The organism is Arthrobacter sorbitolis, from assembly GCF_054510995.1.
Genome location: NZ_JBTNDM010000020.1, coordinates 12,549 through 31,524 on the forward strand (window position 1 = coordinate 12,549; position 18,976 = coordinate 31,524).

Sequence of the window (18,976 nt, forward strand, 5' to 3'; positions counted from 1 at the left end):
TACCGAGGGATAGTGTTGCAGCATGATCCAGACACCCGCCACGCAGCTCGACCTCAGCGCCGACGTGGCCCTCCTGACGGCCCGTCTCATCGATCTCGAGAGCGTCTCGGGCAACGAGGCGGGTCTGGCCGACGCCGTCGAGGAGGCGCTGCGCCGCCTGGGCCATCTCGAGGTGGTGCGCGACGGCGACTGCGTCATGGCGCGGACCCGGCTCGGGCGGGCCGAGCGCGTCATCCTCGCCGGTCATCTCGACACCGTGCCCCTGCCGACCGCTCCCGGGTCGCGGGGCACGGTGCCGTCCTCGTGGGAGGGGGAGGTCCTGTACGGCAGGGGAGCCACGGACATGAAGGGCGGCGTGGCGGTGCAGCTCGCCCTCGCGGCGGCACTCACCGAGCCCACGCGGGACATCACGTTCATCTTCTACGACCACGAGGAGGTGGAGGCCTCGCTCAGCGGCCTCGGGCGGGTCGCCGCCTCGTACCCCGGGTGGCTCGCCGCTGACTTCGCCGTCCTGCTGGAACCCACGGACGGCACCGTGGAGGGCGGGTGCAACGGCACCGCCCGCTTCGAGGTGAGCGTGGCCGGCAGGGCGTCCCACTCCGCGCGGGCCTGGATGGGTGTCAACGCGATCCACGGTGCGGCGGAGATCCTCGTCCGGCTGCGGGACCACGAGCCGGCGACCGTCCACGTAGACGGGCTGGACTACCGGGAGAGCCTCAACGCGGTGAAGATCTCCGGCGGCACGGCGGGCAACGTCATCCCGGACGGCACCGTCATCGAGGTGAACTACCGCTTCGCGCCCGACAAGAGCCCGGAGCAGGCGGAGGACTACGTGCGGGCGCTGCTCGAGGGCTTCGCCGTGGAGCGGACGGACGCCGTCGCCGGCGCCCGTCCCGGGCTGCAGCACCCCGTGGCGGCCGCGTTCGTCGAGGCGGTCGGTGCCGACCCCAAGCCCAAGTACGGCTGGACGGATGTGGCACGCTTCAGTGCCCTCGGCGTCCCGGCGGTCAACTTCGGGCCCGGCGACGCGCTCCTCGCGCACACCGACGACGAGCACGTGCAGGCCGACGCGGTGCATGCCTGCCTGCGCGCCCTGGTGGCCTGGCTGTCCTGACCGAACGTCCGGCCTCCGGCACGACGCAGGGCCCGGCAGCCGCCGGGCCCTGCGTCGTGCTGTCGACCGGGGGCGATCAGGTGGAGGCCGCGTCCAGGGCGATGGCCTCCTTCGCCGCGGGCCTGCGTCCCTTCGTCCTGAAGCTCAGGAGCACGGACAGCCGCGTCGCCAGCGTCGAGAGGGCGAAGTTGATGGCGATGAAGATCGCCGCGGCCACGAACAGCGACGGGATCACATTGCCCTCGCCGACGCCCAGCCGCCGCGTGTACTGCAGCAGTTCGGGGTAGGTGATGATGAAGCCCAGCGCGGAGTCCTTGAGGATCACCACGAACTGGCTGATCAGGGCCGGCAGCATCGCGATGAGCGCCTGCGGGACCTCGATGGAGCGGAGCGACTGGTTCCTCGTGAGGCCGATCGCCATGCCCGCCTCACGCTGCCCCTTCGGCAGGCCGTACACGCCGGAACGCACGAGCTCCGCGATGACCGAGCCGTTGTAGAGCGTGAGGGCGAGGACCACGGCGATGAGCGGGGCGTCCTGCGGCTTCACGGCACCGGAGCTGCCGAGGGCAAGCCAGAAGAAGATCATCATCAGCAGCACCGGCACCGCACGCAGGAACTCGACGACGACGCCGGCGACCCAGCGGATCGGCGCCACGTGCGAGAGCCTGCCGATCCCGAAGATCAGGCCGAAGGCCACCGAGGTGACGATCGCGATGCCGGCGGCCTTCAGGGTGTTGCCGAGCCCGGGCAGGATGAAGAACTCCCAGGTCCGCGACTCGAGGAAGGGAGTCCACATGCTCGCCGCGAGCTGCCCCTTGCCGGCCAGCGCCGAGACGACCCACGCGAGGATGCCGAGGACGACCAGGAGGCCCACGATGTTGCCGATGAGGATGTTCCGCCGGGCGCGGGGACCCGGTGCGTCGAACAGGACCTGCTGCACGCTCATCGTGCCACCGCCAGTTTCCGTGAGGCCCAGGTGGTCAGCAGTCCGATCGGGATCACGAGGATCACGAAGCCCAGGGCGAAGGTGAGGAAGATCGGGATCACGAGGTCCGAGCGGAACTCGATCATCGTCTTCATGAGGCCCGAGGCCTCGGTGGCGACGGAGCCTGCGGCCGCGACGGTCGAGTTCTTGATGAGGGCGATCAGCACGTTGCCGAGCGGCGCGATCGCGCCCCGGAAGGCCTGCGGCAGGATGATGAGCCGCGCTGCGGGGAGGAAGCTCAGGCCGATCGCGCGGGCCGCCTCCGCCTGCCCGATCGGGACCGTGTTGACGCCGCTGCGGATCGCCTCGCACACGAAGGCCGCGTGGTACAGCGAGAGACCGACGATCGCGATCCTGAACAGACTGACGTCGAGCTCACCCGCGAGGTTGATCTGCATGACGGAGAACAGGCCGAGGAACCCGAAGGCGAGGATGATCGTCAGCGGCGTGTTCCGGAAGATGTTGACGTAGGCAGCACCGAACCACTGCAGGCTCGGGATGGGGGAGATCCGGAACAGGGCCAGCACCGTACCGATGACCAGGGCCCAGATGGCGGCCCAGAAGGACAGCTGGATGTTGACCCAGAACGCTTCGGGCACGTTGTAGGTCTCGAACAGCGACAGGTAGTTCTCCACGGTTCACCTCTTTCCTGGTGGGGAACATGGCATTGGTGGGTTGTTCCCCCCAACCCACCCCACCAATGGGAGTGGTGCTAGGCGCAGGGCGCAGGGGTGGGCGGGTTCAGCTCCGCGTTGAAGGTGTAGTCGGCACCCTCGGTGTTGCGGGTGATCGCTTCCTCCCAGGCACCGTCGTCGATCATCTTGGTGATGGCCGCGTTGATGTCCTCGCAGCGGTCGCTGCCCTTGGGCAGGCCGACACCGTAGTTCTCCTCGGAGAACGTGTTGCCGACGACCTTGAACTTGCCCGCGTTGGCCTCCTGCGCGGCCAGGCCGGCGAGGATGATGTCGTCGGTGGTGACGGCGTCGATCTGGCCGCCGCCCATCGCCGTGACGCACTCCGCGTAGCCCGGCTGCTCGACGAGCTGCACGCCGGGGTACTGGTCCTTGATCTTCTGCGCGGACGTGGAGCCGGTGACCGAGCAGAGGTTCTTGCCCTCGAGGTCCTCGGGGCCGGCGATGTCGCTGTCCGTGGGGACGAGGAGGTCCTGGCCGGCCACGAAGTACGGTCCGGCGAAGTCGACGGTCTCCTTGCGCGTGTCCGTGATGGAGTAGGTCGCGAAGATCATGTCCACCTGGTTGTTGGACAGGAGGTTCTCGCGGTTGGCCGAGGGCGCCTCCACGAACTCGATGTTCTCCTCGGTCACTCCGAGCTCGCCCGCCACGTACTTCGCGACGTCGACGTCGAAGCCGGAGTAGGAGCCGCCCTCGTCGTAGCCGAGGCCGGGCTGGTCGAACTTGATGCCGATGCGGAGGCTCTCGCCGCCGCCCTCGCCGCCGCCACCGCTCTCGGCGGCATCGCCGCCGCCGCAGGCGGACAGGGTCAGTGCGGCCACCGCGGCCACCGCTGCTGCTGCGTATCGGGTCTTCTGCATGGGTTCTCCTTGTGTCGGGGCCTCGCGAGGCCCGCGTGGATTGCTGAGTGGGCGGGACGGGCCGGTCAGTGCGAGAGGATCTTGCCGAGGAAGTCCCGGGCGCGCTCGCTCTGCGGATTGGTGAAGAACTCTTCGGGCGTGGCCTGCTCCACGATCTGGCCGTCGGCCATGAAGATCACACGGTCGGCGGCCCTGCGGGCGAAACCCATCTCGTGGGTCACCACGATCATGGTCATGCCCTCCTTCGCGAGGGACACCATCGCGTCGAGGACCTCGTTGATCATCTCCGGGTCGAGCGCGGAGGTCGGCTCGTCGAACAGCATGACCTTCGGCTGCATCGCGAGGGCGCGCGCGATCGCCACCCGCTGCTGCTGGCCGCCGGACAGCTGGGCCGGGAGCTTCTGCGCCTGGTTGTCGACGCCGACGCGCTTGAGCAGGGACATCGCGAGGTCCTTCGCCTCCCCGCTCTTCATGCCCTTGACCTTGACGGGGCCGAGGGTCACGTTCTCCAGGATGGACTTGTGCGCGAAGAGGTTGAAGGACTGGAACACCATGCCGACATCGGCGCGGAGCTTCGCAAGGGCCTTGCCCTCGGCCGGCAGCACCTTGCCGTCGATGGTGATCTCGCCGTCGTCGATGGTCTCGAGGCGGTTGATCGCACGGCAGAGGGTCGACTTGCCGGACCCCGACGGTCCGATCACGACGACGACCTCACCACGCGCGACCTCGAGGTTGATGTCGCGGAGGACGTGCAGTTCGCCGAAGTGCTTGTTGACGTGCTTCAGGGAGACGAGAGGGCTTCCCGTGGACGCGGGCGTGGCCGGGCGCGGTTCACTTGTCATGGGAGAAATCTAGCGAACTATTCCCCTGCGGCAATACACAGCGCGGGAATGGTGGCGATCGTGATTCAAGAGCAATCAAAGCGCGTGCCGCCCGCTGCGTTGGTTAGCCTAGGAAAATGTCTCCTTCCCAGCACCCCTCCGCCGGCGACGATGCCAGGCTCCCACCCCCGGACGACGACGGCGTGCAGGCCGCCTCCGGCGGGTCCGCGGCAGCCGGCTCGAACGGCTCGTCCCGACCGCGGCGGGACGCGGTGGCCGCCGGACCCGCCACCCGGCGGAAGGGCTCGGTCGAACTGCGGCGGGGCCAGGCGACGGTGCCCCAGGCGGACAAGATGCTCCTGGACGCCGACGACAACGGGGGATTCACCCGCACCGATCCGTGGCGCGTCCTGCGGATCCAGAGCGAGTTCGTGGAGGGGTTCGGCACCCTGGCCGATCTCGGGCCCGCCATCAGTGTCTTCGGGTCGGCGCGGACGGCACGGGACTCGTCGTTCTACGCCATCGGCGAGGAGGTCGGCCGCCGGCTCGTCGAATCCGGGTTCGCCGTCATCACCGGTGGAGGGCCGGGCGCCATGGAGGCGGCCAACAAGGGGGCCTGCGAGGCGGGCGGGACGTCCGTGGGACTGGGCATCGAACTGCCGTTCGAGCAGGGCATGAACGAGTGGGTCGACCTCGGGATCAACTTCCGCTACTTCTTCGCCCGCAAGACGATGTTCGTGAAGTACGCGAGCGGCTTCGTGGTGCTGCCGGGCGGATTCGGGACCCTGGACGAGTTGTTCGAGGCGATGACCCTCGTGCAGACGGGCAAGGTCACGTCCTTCCCGATCGTGCTCATCGGCCTCGCCTACTGGAGGCCGCTGCTCGACTGGATCGAGGGCACCCTGCTCGCGGAGGGCACCGTCTCGCAGAAGGACCTCTCGCTGCTGCAGCTCGTCGAGACGGCCGAGGAGGCGGTGCGGATCGTCGCGGCGTCGGCAGGTCACGAGCACCCCGCCTGAGCCGTCCCGGCGGTCCGGCGGGACTCCCGCGCCCTGACGGGCCCGGCGGACGCCGTCGGGCCGGGGGACTCTGGCACCATTGCCGTGTGACTATCTTCCTGGTGATCCTCGCCGTCCTGCTGGTGGGAGGAACCGCCGTCCTCGCGTCGGGCCGACCGCTGCCCGGCCCGCTCCAGCGGCTCGCCGTGGGCACGCGCGCGGGATCCGGGCCCGATGCGGCAGGAGGCGCCGGCCCGTCCGCCGTCGTGCGGAACGCGCAGGTCCCCGCGCCACGGATGCCCCGAGGCCTCGTGGAGCCCGTCGCATCCCTGCCACCGGTCCTGCTGCCGGAGGCGCCCTCGGCGCACGACGTCGACGCGATCCGCTTCGGCCTCGGACTCCGCGGCTACCGGATGGACCAGGTCGACGAGGTCCTCGACCGGCTGGCCGCGGCGCTCGAGGACCGTGACGCGGTCATCGCCGGGCTGCGCTCGCAGCTCGCCGGACGGGACGCCGGACGGGACGCCGGGCGGTGAGCGGAGCCGTCCCCGGGTCCGACGGCCGCCTGCGGTGCGGCTGGGCCGTCTCGAGCGCTGACTACGAGCGCTACCACGACGAGGAATGGGGCAGGCCCGTCGTGGGGGAGGCGGCACTCTTCGAGCGCCTGAGTCTCGAGGCGTTCCAGTCCGGGCTGAGCTGGATCACGATCCTGCGGAAGCGCGACGCCTTCCGTCGGGCCTTCGCCGGCTTCGACCCGGGAACCGTCGCGGGGTTCGGCGCCGACGACGTCGCGAGGCTCCTGGCGGACACGGGCATCGTGCGGAACCGGCAGAAGATCGACGCCACGATCGCCAACGCCCGGGCACTGCTCGTGCTCCCCGGGGGAACCACCCTGGGGTCGGTCCTCGAGGGGCACCGCCCGCCGCCGCGCCCCGCACCCGCGGACCTCGCGGAGGTCCCGGCCATCACGCCCGAGAGCACGGCGCTGGCCCGGGAACTGAAGAGCCTCGGGTTCCGCTTCGTGGGCCCGACGACGGCCTACGCCATGCTGCAGGCCACCGGCTACGTCGACGACCACCTCCGGGACTGCTGGGTCCGGTCCGGGGGCGGCGGGGAGGCGTCGGCGGACTCCGACGGAGGGCGCCGATGAGCCGCACGGGCGCGGCGAGAACCCGCCGCTCGATCCGGCCGTCCCCGCTGTCCCGGGCGTCCGTCCTGTCCCCGCTGCCCTCCGCGCACTGGTCCCTGCAGGTGCTCGCGGTCTTCGTCGCAGGCCGCCTCGTCTCCACGGCCGTCCTCCTGCTCGCCGCAGCACGCCAGGGCCCGAGCCCGTGGTCCGGTGCGGCTCCGGGCTACGGCACCTTCATCAACTACTGGGACAGCGGCTGGTACGAGAGGATCTTCACGGAGGGCTACCCGTCCGAGCTGCCCCGGGACGCACGCGGCGTCGTCGGGCACAACCAGTGGGCGTTCCATCCCCTCTTCCCGGTGCTGGTCCGGCTGCTCGATGCCGGGACCGGCCTCGGGTGGGGGGTCCTCGCGCCCGTGGTCGCGGTCACGGCCGCGGCGGGCGCCTCGCTCGTCGTCTACCGCCTCTTCCGCCTCAGGGCCGACCACCGGACCGCCCTGGCCGGCGTCGCCGTCGTGTCCTTCGCCCCCGTCGCCGCCATCCTCCAGGTGCCGTACGCGGAGTCGCTGCACCTGCTGCTCCTCGCCTCCTCGCTCCACCTCGTCGCGACGCGCCGCTACTACGCCGCCATGCCCGTCGTCGTCCTCATGTGCATGGCGCGCCCGGCGGGGGTGCCGTTCGCCATCACGGTGGGCATCCTCTTCCTCTCCGCGCTGTGGACGGTCCGCCGCCCGGCCACGGACCCGACCCGCAGGGGACAGCTGCTTCCCCTGTTCCTGCTGGGCGTCGTCTCGTCCCTCGCCGCCGTCGCCTGGCCGGCCATCGCCTGGGCGGTCACCGGCCGGCAGGACGCGTACGTGGCGACCGAGACCGCGTGGCGTGGAGAGCCGCTGGCCCCGTTCGTGCCGTGGTTCGAGGCACCCGCAGCGGTGCTGGGGCCGGCTGCGGCCGTGCTCGTGGTGGTGGCCCTGCTGGTCGGCGCGGCGGCCCTGTTCCTCACCCCTGCCGTGCGGTCGATCGGGCTGGTCCTCGGCGCCTGGTGCGCCGGCTACCTGCTGTACCTCGCGGCCTTCTGGGACCCGCAGTCCAGCACGTGGCGCATCCTGCTGCCGCTGTTCCCGCTCGCCCTCGCCGTCGCGACCGTCCGCAGGGGGCGCCTCCTGTGGGTGCTCCTGCCGGTCTCGGTGGTGCTCCAGTTCCTCTGGGTGGACTGGCTGTGGGGCTGGACGCCGACCGGACCGGACGGGGATTATCCACCCTGAGTGTGATCCACGCCGCACCCGAATTAGCAGGAGCAGGCCTTGTGCTGAATAATGAAGGTGATGACGTGCACCGCCGGACCCTTCACCGGGCTCCTGAGCGGGCACTGTTTACTGTCGCGCTACCGCTGATCGCGGTCGCGCCCTGTTGAAAGGGACACCCCCATGGCTGCCATGAAACCGCGTACCGGCGATGGACCGATGGAAGTCACCAAGGAGGGGCGCAGCCTCATCATGCGGGTGCCGATCGACGGCGGCGGCCGCCTCGTCGTCGAACTTAACGCCGAAGAGGCGGGCAAGCTCAAGGACTGCCTGCTCACCGTCACGACCTAGGCCGGCAGGGCGCTCAGGCGCGCTGCTTGACCGCCAGGAGGAGACCGGTGCCGGTCGGCAGGAGTGCCGACACGAGTGCCTCGTCCTCCCGGATCGTCTTCCCGACCTGCCGCAGCGTATTGGTGGACTGCTCGCGGACGGCCGGTTCGGCCACGCGGTCCTGGTCCAGGGCATCGTTGACGATCAGGATGCCGCCCTCCTTGAGCAGGCGTGTCGCCTGTTCGACGTACGCGGGGAGTCCCTGCTTGTCGGCGTCGATGAAGACCAGGTCGTACGCCCGGTCGGTGAGTCGCGGGAGCACGTCCGCCGCGCGTCCCGAGATGGTCCGTGTGCGGTTCGACGGGATCCCCGCCTCCGCATACGCCTCCCGGGCCGCGCGCAGGTGGTCGACGTCGGAGTCGATGGTCGTCAGGACGGCGTTGCGGCCGAGTCCCCTCAGCAGGCACACGCCCGACACACCTGCTCCGGCGCCCACCTCGACGGCCGTGGTGGCCTTCGAGGCGGCAGCGAGCACGGTGAGGGCGGCGCCGACGGCGGGAGTCACCGGCGCCACGCCCAGTTCATGGGACCTGTCGCGTGCCCGAAGCAGGACGTCGTCCTCGTCGGGGAGCCCTTCCGTGTAGGACCAGCTGCTGTGTTTGTCGGCGGCCATGGACGTCCGTTCTGTGGTTCGCGAATGGTGCAAGGTGTCGGGGCAGGAGCCCCGCGTCAACACTACTGTGCGGCATGCCACTCCTTCCATGCGGGCCGCGCCGCGCTGCCCGCCGTACGGCCGCGCGAGGGTAGCCCATGGGGTTGCCTGGGCGTGGCACAACACGCGCGGTGCTGCCAGCTACTTCCCAGCTTGGTGGGAAAGACTTTCCTCTCGGGACATCCGTGATGAAGGCGGTCCCGAATCCCCGATACCACTGCTCGCGGTCAGCCGGAGCAGGACCTGTCGGGGATTCGCGGCGAGAAGGGGAACATGATGTCTAGCGTGAAGGCGGCACCGGCCGCCATGGAGGCCGCCTCCCAACCGGAGGCGCCCATCCTGGATGAGCACGGCAATCCGTGGGTCGCACCGTCGTGGGAGGAAGTCGTCACCACGTACTCACCGAAGGTCTATCGTCTGGCCTACCGGCTCACGGGCAACCGGTTCGACGCCGAGGACCTCACGCAGGAGGTCTTCGTCAGGGTCTTCCGGTCCCTCGCCAACTTCAAGCCGGGCACGCTCGACGGCTGGCTCCACCGCATCACGACCAACCTCTTCCTGGACCAGGCGCGGCGCAAGACCCGCATCCGTTTCGACGGCCTGACGGAGGAGGCCGAGAGCCGCCTCCCCAGCAAGCACCCCGGTCCCGAACGCAGTTTCGAGTTCAACAACCTCGACATCGACGTGCAGGCTGCCCTCGAGGAACTGCCGCCGGACTTCCGCGCCGCCGTCGTGCTCTGCGACCTCGAGGGCCTCGCCTACGACGAGGTGGCGCAGGTGCTCGGCGTCAAGCTCGGCACCGTGCGGTCCCGCATCCACCGCGGACGCACGATGCTGAGGGCGAAGCTCGCCCACCGTGATCCACGCACGTCCGGCGGGAACGGCGCTGCCCTCGGGGTCCCACGGATCGCCGGCCTGGGCTAGGGCCGATGCTCCACCCCCATCGTTCGCTCCAGGACCTCGTGGACGGCGAGTTGTCCGACCGGCGCCGGATCGTTGTGGAACGGCACGTCTCCCGCTGCGCTTCGTGCGCGGCGTCGGTCGCGCGCCTCCGGGACCTGAAGAGCGCTCTGCTGGGTCTCCGGAATCCCTCGCCGGACCCGGACTTCCAGCAGCGGCTCCTCTCCCCGGCCCTCACCTCCTCGGTGTCCCCGGTCTCCTCCGACGCGCACGAGACCCGCACCGGGTCCAGCGCGGCCTTCGTCCGCGCGCACCACGAGGGCACGACGCCGCGACGCCGCCAGCGCACGCTCCTCCTCGCGGGCGGCTCCGCCGTCGTCGCCACCACCGTCCTCGCGAGCGCCTACGTCGTCGGATCGGAGACCGGCCCCGTGGCGGCCGAGGGCACCCGGGGATCCACCGCGCTCCGTGCCGGCTGGGATTCGGTGGCGCCGCAGACACCCACCTACCTGGACACCGGACAGCTCGAGACGCTCCGGGCCGGCGGGTGGTACTGCCCCGAACTCGAGTCGCTCGGCTTCACGCTGCAGGGTGCCGAGGGCATCACGGTCGCGGGTAGGCCCACGCTCGAACTGGTCCTCGAGAACGACGGGGACACGGTCACCGTCTACGAGCAGCGGAAGGTCGGCGACGCGGGAGGCGCCGGCGAGCCGCCCCTGAACGCCGTGACCGGCAGCCCCGTGACCTCCGACGGCTTCGAGCACGTCGGCGGCGCCGACCGGGACATCTGGGTGCGCTCGGGTGAGCCATGGCAGGTCGTCCTCGACAGCCCGACGGTCACCTACACCGTCGTCTCGGACCTGCCGGCGGCCGCCATGCCGCAGACCCTCAACCAGCTCGTCGCGACGGAGCACGCCCAGTTGTCGCTGTCACCCGAGGGACAGGACGATTCGATGATGGACCGCATCATCCGCGGCCTCTCCAGGATCACGCACCCCGAGGGGGATGGCCGCTAGGCAGCCCCGGAGGAACGCGGACATGAACCTTCGGGGGCACGTGCCCGGCGGGCGTCCGGAGGGCGCCGGCGAATGTGTTCGGCGCAGGCCGGGAAGGTAGTCTTTTCACGTGTTGGGAATCAACGGCCTCGAACTCGTCGTCCTGGCGATGATCGCCGTCGTGGTGCTCGGCCCGGAGCGCCTTCCGGAGTACGCCGCCCAGCTCGCGCGTCTCGTCAAGGGACTGCGGCGCATGGCCACCGGAGCGCGCGAGCAGCTGCGCGAGGAGGTCGGCCCGGAGCTGGACGAGGTGGACTGGCGCAAGCTCGATCCACGCCAGTACGATCCGCGCCGCATCATCAAGGAGGCGCTCCTCGACGACATCGAGGACGTCTTCAAGCCGGTCAGTCCGGGTGCCCCGAAGTCCGTCGCCGCAGCAGCTCCTGCCGCCGCCGCTGTCGGCGCGACCCGCGCGACGGCCACCGTGTCGATCGGCCCGCGCCTCGAAGCCGGCCAGTCCGCGCCCTACGACCTCGAAGCGACCTAGGCGCTGAGCCGCGCGGGTCCCGCGCGGCTCAGCGGATGCTGACCGGCAGCTGCAGACCCTCCAGGCCGCGGGGGCGGCGCGCGAGCGCCGAGGCGATCGCAAGGAGTTCGTCCCGCGCCCGCGAGTACCCCCGGCCGAGCACCAGGGGAGTGCCGGCGTCGCCGCCCTCGCGGAGCGACACGTCCAGGGGGATGCTGCCGAGCAGGGGGATCGCGGCGTCGAGGGTCGCGGACAGGCGTGCCGCCACGGTGCTTCCCCCACCCGCACCGAACAGCTCGAGCTTCCCGCCGTCGGGCAGTTCGAGCCAGGACATGTTCTCGATCACCCCCGCGACGCGCTGACCGGTCTGGGCGGCCATGGCCCCGGCCCGCTCGGCGACATCGGCCGCGGCGCTCTGCGGGGTCGTCACGACCAGGAGTTCGGACGAGGGCAGCAACTGGGCCACGGAGATGGCGATGTCGCCGGTGCCCGGCGGGAGGTCGAGGAAGAGCACGTCGAGGTCGCCGAAGTACACGTCCGTGAGGAACTGCTCGAGTGCGCGGTGCAGCATGGGCCCGCGCCAGGAGATCGGCTGGTTGCCCTCGACGAACATGCCGATGGAGATGACCTTCACGCCGTGCGCCACGGGCGGGAGGATGAGTTCGTCCACGCGCGTCGGCTGCTGCGTGATGCCCAGAAGGGCCGGGACGGAGAACCCGTAGACGTCGGCGTCCACGATGCCCACCCTGAGCCCCTGCGCGGCCATGGCCGCCGCCAGGTTCACCGTCACACTCGACTTCCCCACACCGCCCTTGCCGCTGGCGACCGCGTACACACGTGTGAGGGACGACGGCTCGTTGAAGGGTATGCCGCGCCGGCCGCCGGTGCCCTTGAGCTGCGCCTTCAGCGCGTCGCGCTGCGCCTGGTCCATGACGCCGAGCTCCACCTCGACGCGCTCGACGCCGTCCACGCCGGACAGTGCGGCCTCGGTGTCGGCCGTGATGGAGTCGCGGAGCGGGCAGCCGGCGATGGTCAGCAGCACCCTGACGCGGACCGTGCCGCCGTCGATCGTCACGGCGTCGAGCATCCCCAGCTCGTCGAGGGGACGGCGCAGCTCCGGGTCGATCACCGTGCCGAGGGCCGCGCGGACGGCCGCCTCGGCGGGGAGGTCGCGGCTCACCGTGAGGGTTTCCTCCCCGTGGCCTGCACCTTCGGCAGCGTCATGGTGTTGTCGGACGGCTTGCGGGGCTTCCGTTTCTGCAGGACCAGCTCCTGCCCGTCGGTCGCCTCGAGCAGCTCCTCGAGGACCGAGCGGAGCTCCGAGCGCACGTAGTCGCGGGTGGCGACCTCGCGCAGGGCGATCCTCAGCTCCGCGATCTCCCGCGTCAGGTACTCGGTGTCCGAGAGGTTGCGTTCGGCGCGCTGGCGATCCTGCCGCAGCGACACCCGGTCCCGGTCGTCCTGGCGGTTCTGGGCCAGCAGCAGCAGGGGAGCGGCGTAGGAGGCCTGCAGGGACAGCATCAGCGTCAGGGCCGTGAAGCCCAGCGCCGCGCTGTCGAAGCGGGCGTTCTCCGGTGCGAACGTGTTCCAGACCAGCCAGACGATGCAGAAGATGGTCATGTACAGCAGGAACTGCGGCGTGCCCATGAAGCGCGCGAAGTTCTCCGTCGCACTCCCGAAGCGGTCCGGGTTGGGCCGCGGCCTCAGGAGGAACCGCTTCCGGGCCTCCCGGGGGGTGTCCAGCCCACTCGATCTCGACCTCGTCTTCTCAGCCACGGCGGTCACCTCTTCTCAGTCCCGGTGTGTCGTCCTGTGCCCGCCAGTCGTCGGGCAGCAGGTGGTCCAGCACGTCGTCGACCGTCACGGCGCCCACGAGGCGCCCCTCGGTGTTGACGACGGGCAGGGAGTTCAGGTTGTAGGTCGCGAGGATCCTCGACACCTCGCTCACGGCCGCCTGGTCGCCGACGGCCTCCAGGTCCGTGTCGATGATGTTGCCGAGCGGCTCCGGGGGCGGATAGCGCAGGAGCTGCTGGATGTGCACGACGCCGAGGTAGCGTCCGGTGGGCGTCTCCAGGGGCGGCCTGCACACGAAGATCGAGGAGGCGAGGGCGGGAGTCAGCTCCTCCCGCCGCACATGGGCGAGGGCCTCGGCGACCGTCGCCTCCGGCGGGAGGATGACCGGCACGGTCGTCATGAGGGAACCCGCCGTCCCCTCCTCGTACTCGAGGAGGCGCCGCACGTCCTCGGCGTCGTCGGGCTCCATGAGCTGGAGCAGTTCCTCCTTCTGCGCCTCGGTCAGTTCGTTGAGGAGGTCTGCCGCGTCGTCCGGGTCCATCTCCTCGAGGACGTCGGCGGCGCGTTCACGCGTGAGGGACGTGAGGATCTGGACCTGGTCGTCGTCGGGCAGTTCCTGGAGGATGTCGGCGAGACGGTCGTCCTGCAGTTCGCCCGCCACCTCGAGGCGTCGCTTGTCGTTCATCTCGTGCATCGCCTCGGCGAAGTCCGCGGGCTTGAGGTCGTCGTGCTGCGCGACGAACTGCGTCGCTCCCTGCGGCTCGTCGGTGGTGCCGTGGAAGGCGTCGAGCCAGTCGATGATGATGCGCTCGCCGCCGCGACGCAGCCCGCGCAGGGGTGACACCGCACCGCCGCGGCGCACGAACAGCTGGGAGACGTGCCAGTCGCCGGTACGGTTGCGTTCCATCGCGATGTCCTCGACGACGGCGCTGCCACTGCCGTCCCGCAGGGTGAGGCGGCGGTCGAAGAGTTCGGCGACCACGAGCATCTCGGCGCCGCGCTGCTCGAAGCGGCGGAGGTTCACCAGGCCCGTGCAGATGATCTGCGACGGGTCCATCGAGGTGATGCGCGTCATGGGGACGAAGACGCGCTTCTTGCCGGGCACCTCGACCACCAGGCCCACGACGAGCGGGGCCTTGGCGGGGCCGCGGTCGAGCACGACGGCGTCCCGCAGGCGGCCCAGGCGGTCGCCGAGCGGGTCGAAGACGTCGAGGCCCAGCAGGCGGGCGACGAAGACGCGGGTGGGGTTGGTAGTCACAGCTCTAGGTTATCGGGCGCGGGGGGCTCGGGTGGCATCGCCTCCCGCGCCGGCTGTGCGGGTGTTCCCAGGGCGAACCCTCCCGCCGTCGCAGGCGTTAGGCAAGAATGGACACCATGTCGACACCACCACTAGGAACCACTGCATCCCGCGATCTGGGCCGGGTGCTGCCCACGGGCGAGACCATCGGCCGCTACACCAGCTACCTGGATGCCCAGAAAGCCGTGGACTACCTCGCGGACAACAAGTTCGCCGTCCAGCGGGTGGCGATCATCGGCAACGACCTCAAGACCGTGGAGCGGGTCACGGGGCGCCTGAGCTACCCGCGGGTGGCTCTCGCCAGTGCCGCCACGGGAGCCTGGTTCGGCCTCTTCGTCGGGCTGATCCTGAGCCTGTTCGCCGGCAGCGAGTCCGGGATCACCATCACCTCCTCGATCGCCCTGGGCGCCATCTTCTGGCTGCTCTTCGGCGTCCTGACCTATACCTTCCAGCGCGGCCGGCGTGACTTCACCTCGACGAACCAGGTCATCGCGACCAGCTACGACGTGATCGTGGAACCGGGCCTCGCCGCGGATGCCCGCCGCCTGCTGCAGCAGTTGCCCATGAACGGACAGGCCCAGCACCCGGCGGGCGCGCCCTCCGCGTGGGGACAGGCCCCGGGTCAGGGCTCGGGTCAAGCGCCGCAGCAGGGTCCGGGTCAGGTTCCCGGTCAGGCGCCGCAGCAGGCTCCCGGTCAGGCGCCGCAGCAGCCGGCTCCCGAGCGCCCCGCAGCGTGGAACGACCCCTACGCGGCCCCGGCGGGCCAGCCGCAGCAGCCCGCCACCGAGGACCAGACCGCCGGCCCCGGCACCACCGGGCCCCGCCGCGGCCAGTTCCCCGACCTGCCGGACGGCCGACCCCAGTACGGCGTGCGCGTCGAGGAGCAGACCCCGGGCGACACGTCGACCGGGGCAGCTGCGCCGGCCGGCCCGTCCGGGACTCCCGCCGGGACCGGGCAGGAAGCGGCACCGGGTACCGGCCGCCCCGGGGACGACGACCAGCAGCCGGGGAGCCACGGTTCCTCCGCTGCGGGCGGCACGCGCTAGCGCATGACACCGAAGGCCGGGACCCCGGGGTCCCGGCCTTCGGTGTCGATGGGCAGCTCCTGGGACGGCAGGTACTGGTCGCCCGGGGGTCGACCCTGGGGCCGCCGCCCCTGTGGTGCTACTCGCCCGTGCTGCCCCAGATGCCCGCCATCCAGTTCTCGACGTCGTCGGGACTGCGGGGCAGGGCCGCGCTGAGGTTCACGGGACCGTCGGCAGTCATGAGGATGTCGTCCTCGATCCGCACCCCGATGCCCCGGTACTCCTCGGGGACCGCCAGGTCCTCGGCCTTGAAGTAGAGGCCCGGCTCGATGGTGAACACCATGCCCTCGGTGAGGATCCCGTCCAGATACAGCTCCCGCTTGGCCTGCGCGCAGTCGTGCACGTCCATCCCGAGGTGGTGGCTCGTGCCGTGCGGCATCCAGCGGCGGTGGTGCTGACCGTCGGGTGTCAGTGCTTCCTCGAGGGGGACGGGCAGGAGCCCCCAGCTGTCGAGGTTCTCGGCGAGGACGGCGATGGCGGCCGCATGCACGTCACGGAACTTCCGGCCGGGCTGCGCCGCGGCGAACCCGGCGTCGGCGGCGTCGAGCACCGCCTGGTAGATCCTGCGCTGGATCTCCGTGTAGCGCCCGGTGACGGGGAGGGTCCTGGTGATGTCGGCGGTGTAGAGGCTCTCGGCCTCGACGCCGGCGTCGAGCAGGAGCAGGTCACCGGCGCTGACCTGACCGGTGTTGCGGATCCAGTGCAGCGTGGTGGCGTTGTTGCCCGAGGCGGCGATGGTGTCGTAACCGAGGTCGTTGCCCTCCTCGCGCGCCCGGGTGAAGAACGCACCTTCGACGACCCGCTCGCCGCGCGGATGCGTGAGGGCACGGGGGAGGGACCGGACCACCTCATGGAACCCCTCGACGGTGGCAGCGACCGCAACCTCCATCTGCTCGATCTCCCAGGCGTCCTTGAGGAGCCTCAGCTCGGAGAGCGCCTCGGCGAGGATGGCGTCGAGGGCGTCGGCCCGCTCGAGGTCCACCCCGGTGTTGATACGCGACGTGTCCACGAGCGCGTCGGCATTCATATCCACCTCGCGGAGCAGGCGGATGCTGACGCCGCCGATCGCCGCCACTCCGGCGTCCTTCGTGATGGCCACCTCGAGGTCGGCGAGGTCCGCGGTCTCCAGATCGAGCTGGGCCCGGATCTGCGCCATGGACAGGCGCTGCCCGATCCAGAACTCGCCGTAGCGGGCATTCGCGTAGAACTCGGCGCTGTCGCGTCCGGCGAGTTCACGGAAGTACAGGGTGGCGGTGTGGTTCCCGCCGTCGTCGCCCGTGCCCGGGTCCACGGGTTCGAGGACGAGCACGGCGTCGGGCTCGTGGTCCAGACCGAGTCCGGTCAGGTGGGCGAAGCCGGAGTGCGGGCGGTACCGGTAGTCGGTGTCGTTGGAGCGGACCTTGAAGGGGCCGGCGGGGACGACGATGCGCTCGCCCGGGAAGCGGTCGGAGATGGCGCGACGGCGGCGGACGGCGTGCTCGGCGACGGGCGACGCCGGCGGCAGGTCGTCCGATGCCGGGGCCCAGCTGCCGGCCATGAACGCCTTGAAGGCGTCGGAGTCCGGGCGCTGGGAGCGGTTCTCGTTCCGGTCGGACAGCGGCTGGCCCTCCGGTGCGTCGGTGGGGAAGTCGGATGCGGGTGCGGTGTCGTCGGTGCTCACCCCGCCATCGTCCCACCATCGCCGGGGGTCGGGAAAGCCCGCCCAGCAGGAGCAGAGCGGGGCGAGGGCGCGCTGGGCGTTTGCGGACACCGGATGGCCCGCTCCTGACGAGGCCCCGGTGATCGCCGTCGCGGGGTCCCGGGGTACTGCGGTGGTCGCCGTCGTGCAGTCCCTGCGTCACGACGGCTCCCGGGCAGAACCTCCCGGGGCGGCGCAGCGCCCCTGACCGGGTCCGACCCCAGCGGCGCGTAGATTGGATCCGGTGAGAATCGATCTGCACACGCATTCCAACGTCTCGGACGGCACCGAGGACCCCGGCGTCCTCATCGCCTCCGCGGCCGCCGCCGGGCTCGACGCCGTCGCGCTCACCGACCACGACTCGACGGCCGGCTGGGACAGGGCCCGGATCGCGGCGGAGGGCTTCGGTATCGGTTTCGTGCCGGGCATGGAGGTGTCGTGCCGCACCGACACCGGCATCAGCGTGCATGTGCTGTCCTACCTGCACGATCCGCTCCACGCCGGACTGCGCGAGGAGATCGGGAAGTCGAGGTCGGCACGGCTGCTGCGGGCACGGCGCATGGTCGAACTGATGTCCGAGGATTTCCCGATCACGTGGGACCTGGTACAGGAACACGTGACGGAGGGCGCGACGGTGGGCCGCCCGCACATCGCCGACGCTCTGATCGCGCTCGGCGTGGTGGAAACACGTTCGGAGGCTTTCGAGCGCATCCTCACCGCGCGCTCGCCGTACTGGGTCAGCCACTACGCCCCGCACCCGGCCTACGCCGTCGAGCTCATCCGGGCCGCGGGCGGCGTGCCCGTCTTCGCCCACCCGTCCGCGTTCAACCGCGGAGCCGTGGTGGGCGGTGCCGTGATCGACGAGATGATCGACGCCGGGCTGCTGGGACTGGAGGTGGAGCACCGGGACAACCCCGAGGAGGCGCGCGTGGAGCTGCGGAGGATCGCTCGGGACCACGGGCTGCTCATCACGGGTTCGAGCGACTACCACGGCAGCGGGAAGCCGAACCTGCTCGGGGAGAACCTCACCCCGCGGGAGACCCTCGAAGCGATCACGGCGCTCGCGTCGGGGACGCCGGGCTAGACCCCGGACGCGCTCGCGGGAATTCACGCCCTGGGATTCCCACCGACAGCCCAGGGAGGAAGCGGCACCGCGCGATGGTTGCCGATCGATTCGGGGTTCCTGTCCTGACGCTTCCGGGACGTCGACCCGGAAGCACACCGCGGGCATCGCTCCGGGGACACGGACGACGGTGAGTTCCATGATCATGGCTTGATCGTCGGGCGTGCGGAGCAAAGCGCTCGGAGGATGGGCAGTCTTGCACGACCGGCCCGGCGGGCCGGAGAGTCTTCACAGTGTTCTCTCCAGCGCCGGTCCAGATGTCATGTGACCGGCAGATCGGGCACCTGGAAAGCCTTCGGATATCGGCAGTTCCTCCCTCCGGCGGCGGCCGTTGGCGACCTCATAATGTCGGTGGCGGACGGGATGATTACGTATGGACAGCAGCAGGAGTGCTCCACGTGAGGCGACCACCGATGTCGGTGGTGCTCCGCCGGAGGCCGCTGCTTTTCCTGTAGCTGCTTCCACTTCCCCCGTCCCGGCTTCCCGTGTCCCGCCTCCGAACGTCTTGTCGGCGGAGGTACCGGCGGGGTTCGTGCGGGTTGGTTGTGTGCGGGATCTGATCGATGCGATGGCCTTTCTTCCGATGCGCAAGGAGGCCGCGGGGCTGATCGATGAGGTGCGGGATCTTGAGGATCTCAAGTGCCTGGTCGCGGCTCGGCAGGCCCGGGCTGCGGTCGCCTTCGATCTGTGTCGGCG

Annotated in this window: 20 protein-coding genes; 11 read left to right on the forward strand and 9 right to left on the reverse strand. The window is 70.6% G+C overall.

The features are described from left to right. Positions 1-22 precede the first annotated feature (22 nt). Complete coding sequence (dapE, locus tag ACX80K_RS17565) at positions 23-1,114, forward strand: succinyl-diaminopimelate desuccinylase (RefSeq protein ID WP_459273199.1); 1,092 nt, start codon at positions 23-25, stop codon at positions 1,112-1,114. 76 nt (positions 1,115-1,190) lie between these two features. On the opposite strand, the gene ACX80K_RS17570 is transcribed toward dapE, so the two are convergent. From ACX80K_RS17570 to ACX80K_RS17585, 4 genes are all read right to left on the reverse strand, one after another. After that, complete coding sequence (locus ACX80K_RS17570; protein WP_459273200.1) at positions 1,191-2,060, reverse strand: amino acid ABC transporter permease; 870 nt, start codon at positions 2,058-2,060, stop codon at positions 1,191-1,193. After that, positions 2,057-2,734, reverse strand: coding sequence for an amino acid ABC transporter permease (locus tag ACX80K_RS17575; RefSeq protein ID WP_459273201.1), 678 nt, complete (start codon positions 2,732-2,734; stop codon positions 2,057-2,059). Before ACX80K_RS17575 ends, ACX80K_RS17570 begins: the two co-directional genes overlap by 4 nt. A gap of 77 nt (positions 2,735-2,811) precedes the next feature. After that, the gene (locus ACX80K_RS17580) at positions 2,812-3,651 is read right to left on the reverse strand and encodes a glutamate ABC transporter substrate-binding protein (protein ID WP_459273202.1); all 840 of its coding nucleotides are present in this window, start codon (positions 3,649-3,651) and stop codon (positions 2,812-2,814) included. Between the two features lie 65 nt (positions 3,652-3,716). Then, positions 3,717-4,493, reverse strand: a complete 777-nt coding sequence (locus tag ACX80K_RS17585; protein ID WP_104179147.1) for an amino acid ABC transporter ATP-binding protein — start codon at positions 4,491-4,493, stop codon at positions 3,717-3,719. Between the two features lie 116 nt (positions 4,494-4,609). On the opposite strand from ACX80K_RS17585, the gene ACX80K_RS17590 reads away from it, so the two are divergent. From ACX80K_RS17590 to ACX80K_RS17610, 5 genes are all read left to right on the forward strand, one after another. After that, positions 4,610-5,491, forward strand: coding sequence for an LOG family protein (locus ACX80K_RS17590; RefSeq protein WP_459273203.1), 882 nt, complete (start codon positions 4,610-4,612; stop codon positions 5,489-5,491). A gap of 86 nt (positions 5,492-5,577) precedes the next feature. Next, on the forward strand, positions 5,578-6,006 hold the full coding sequence (locus tag ACX80K_RS17595; protein WP_459273204.1) for a DivIVA domain-containing protein: 429 nt from the start codon (positions 5,578-5,580) through the stop codon (positions 6,004-6,006). Then, positions 6,003-6,620, forward strand: coding sequence for a DNA-3-methyladenine glycosylase I (locus ACX80K_RS17600; RefSeq protein WP_459273205.1), 618 nt, complete (start codon positions 6,003-6,005; stop codon positions 6,618-6,620). The genes ACX80K_RS17595 and ACX80K_RS17600 overlap by 4 nt, the downstream gene beginning before the upstream one ends. After that, positions 6,617-7,861: a hypothetical protein gene (locus ACX80K_RS17605; protein ID WP_459273206.1), complete on the forward strand. Its 1,245-nt coding sequence runs from the start codon at positions 6,617-6,619 to the stop codon at positions 7,859-7,861. The genes ACX80K_RS17600 and ACX80K_RS17605 overlap by 4 nt, the downstream gene beginning before the upstream one ends. A 162-nt stretch (positions 7,862-8,023) precedes the next feature. Then, positions 8,024-8,191, forward strand: coding sequence for a DUF3117 domain-containing protein (locus tag ACX80K_RS17610; RefSeq protein ID WP_087076540.1), 168 nt, complete (start codon positions 8,024-8,026; stop codon positions 8,189-8,191). 13 nt (positions 8,192-8,204) lie between these two features. Here the strand turns inward: ACX80K_RS17610 and ACX80K_RS17615 are convergent, their stop codons facing one another. Further along, positions 8,205-8,843, reverse strand: a complete 639-nt coding sequence (locus ACX80K_RS17615; protein WP_459273207.1) for an O-methyltransferase — start codon at positions 8,841-8,843, stop codon at positions 8,205-8,207. A 315-nt stretch (positions 8,844-9,158) separates the two neighbouring features. Here ACX80K_RS17615 and sigE point away from each other — a divergent pair, with 315 nt between their 5' ends. The 3 genes from sigE to ACX80K_RS17630 all read left to right on the forward strand — a co-directional run bounded on the left by sigE (position 9,159) and on the right by ACX80K_RS17630 (position 11,324). Further along, on the forward strand, positions 9,159-9,806 hold the full coding sequence (sigE, locus tag ACX80K_RS17620; protein WP_459273208.1) for an RNA polymerase sigma factor SigE: 648 nt from the start codon (positions 9,159-9,161) through the stop codon (positions 9,804-9,806). Positions 9,807-9,811: 5 nt separating this feature from the next. Continuing rightward, a complete protein-coding gene (locus tag ACX80K_RS17625; RefSeq protein WP_459273209.1) occupies positions 9,812-10,798 on the forward strand; it encodes an anti-sigma factor family protein in 987 nt (328 codons plus the stop codon). Positions 10,799-10,907: 109 nt separating this feature from the next. Continuing rightward, entirely contained in the window at positions 10,908-11,324 is a 417-nt protein-coding gene (locus ACX80K_RS17630; RefSeq protein ID WP_459273210.1) for a Sec-independent protein translocase family protein, read from the forward strand. A gap of 28 nt (positions 11,325-11,352) precedes the next feature. Here the strand turns inward: ACX80K_RS17630 and ACX80K_RS17635 are convergent, their stop codons facing one another. The 3 genes from ACX80K_RS17635 to ACX80K_RS17645 are packed head-to-tail and all read right to left on the reverse strand — an operon-like array spanning position 11,353 to position 14,355. Further along, positions 11,353-12,483 (reverse strand): Mrp/NBP35 family ATP-binding protein, encoded by a 1,131-nt coding sequence (locus tag ACX80K_RS17635; RefSeq protein ID WP_459273211.1) that lies wholly within the window; start codon positions 12,481-12,483, stop codon positions 11,353-11,355. Continuing rightward, on the reverse strand, positions 12,480-13,079 hold the full coding sequence (locus ACX80K_RS17640) for a DUF1003 domain-containing protein (RefSeq protein ID WP_459273212.1): 600 nt from the start codon (positions 13,077-13,079) through the stop codon (positions 12,480-12,482). Before ACX80K_RS17640 ends, ACX80K_RS17635 begins: the two co-directional genes overlap by 4 nt. Continuing rightward, complete coding sequence (locus ACX80K_RS17645) at positions 13,072-14,355, reverse strand: magnesium transporter MgtE N-terminal domain-containing protein (protein WP_459273213.1); 1,284 nt, start codon at positions 14,353-14,355, stop codon at positions 13,072-13,074. Before ACX80K_RS17645 ends, ACX80K_RS17640 begins: the two co-directional genes overlap by 8 nt. Before the next feature lie 116 nt (positions 14,356-14,471). Between ACX80K_RS17645 and ACX80K_RS17650 the strand changes: the two genes are divergently transcribed. Next, positions 14,472-15,440 carry a general stress protein gene (locus ACX80K_RS17650; RefSeq protein WP_459273214.1) on the forward strand — a complete coding sequence of 323 codons (969 nt, stop codon included), beginning with the start codon at positions 14,472-14,474 and terminating at the stop codon, positions 15,438-15,440. Between the two features lie 118 nt (positions 15,441-15,558). Here ACX80K_RS17650 and ACX80K_RS17655 read toward each other — a convergent pair whose 3' ends face one another. Continuing rightward, positions 15,559-17,016 (reverse strand): aminopeptidase P family protein, encoded by a 1,458-nt coding sequence (locus tag ACX80K_RS17655; protein ID WP_459273219.1) that lies wholly within the window; start codon positions 17,014-17,016, stop codon positions 15,559-15,561. Positions 17,017-17,401: 385 nt separating this feature from the next. Between ACX80K_RS17655 and ACX80K_RS17660 the strand changes: the two genes are divergently transcribed. Next, positions 17,402-18,241, forward strand: coding sequence for a PHP domain-containing protein (locus ACX80K_RS17660; RefSeq protein ID WP_459273216.1), 840 nt, complete (start codon positions 17,402-17,404; stop codon positions 18,239-18,241). Positions 18,242-18,976: the final 735 nt, after the last annotated feature.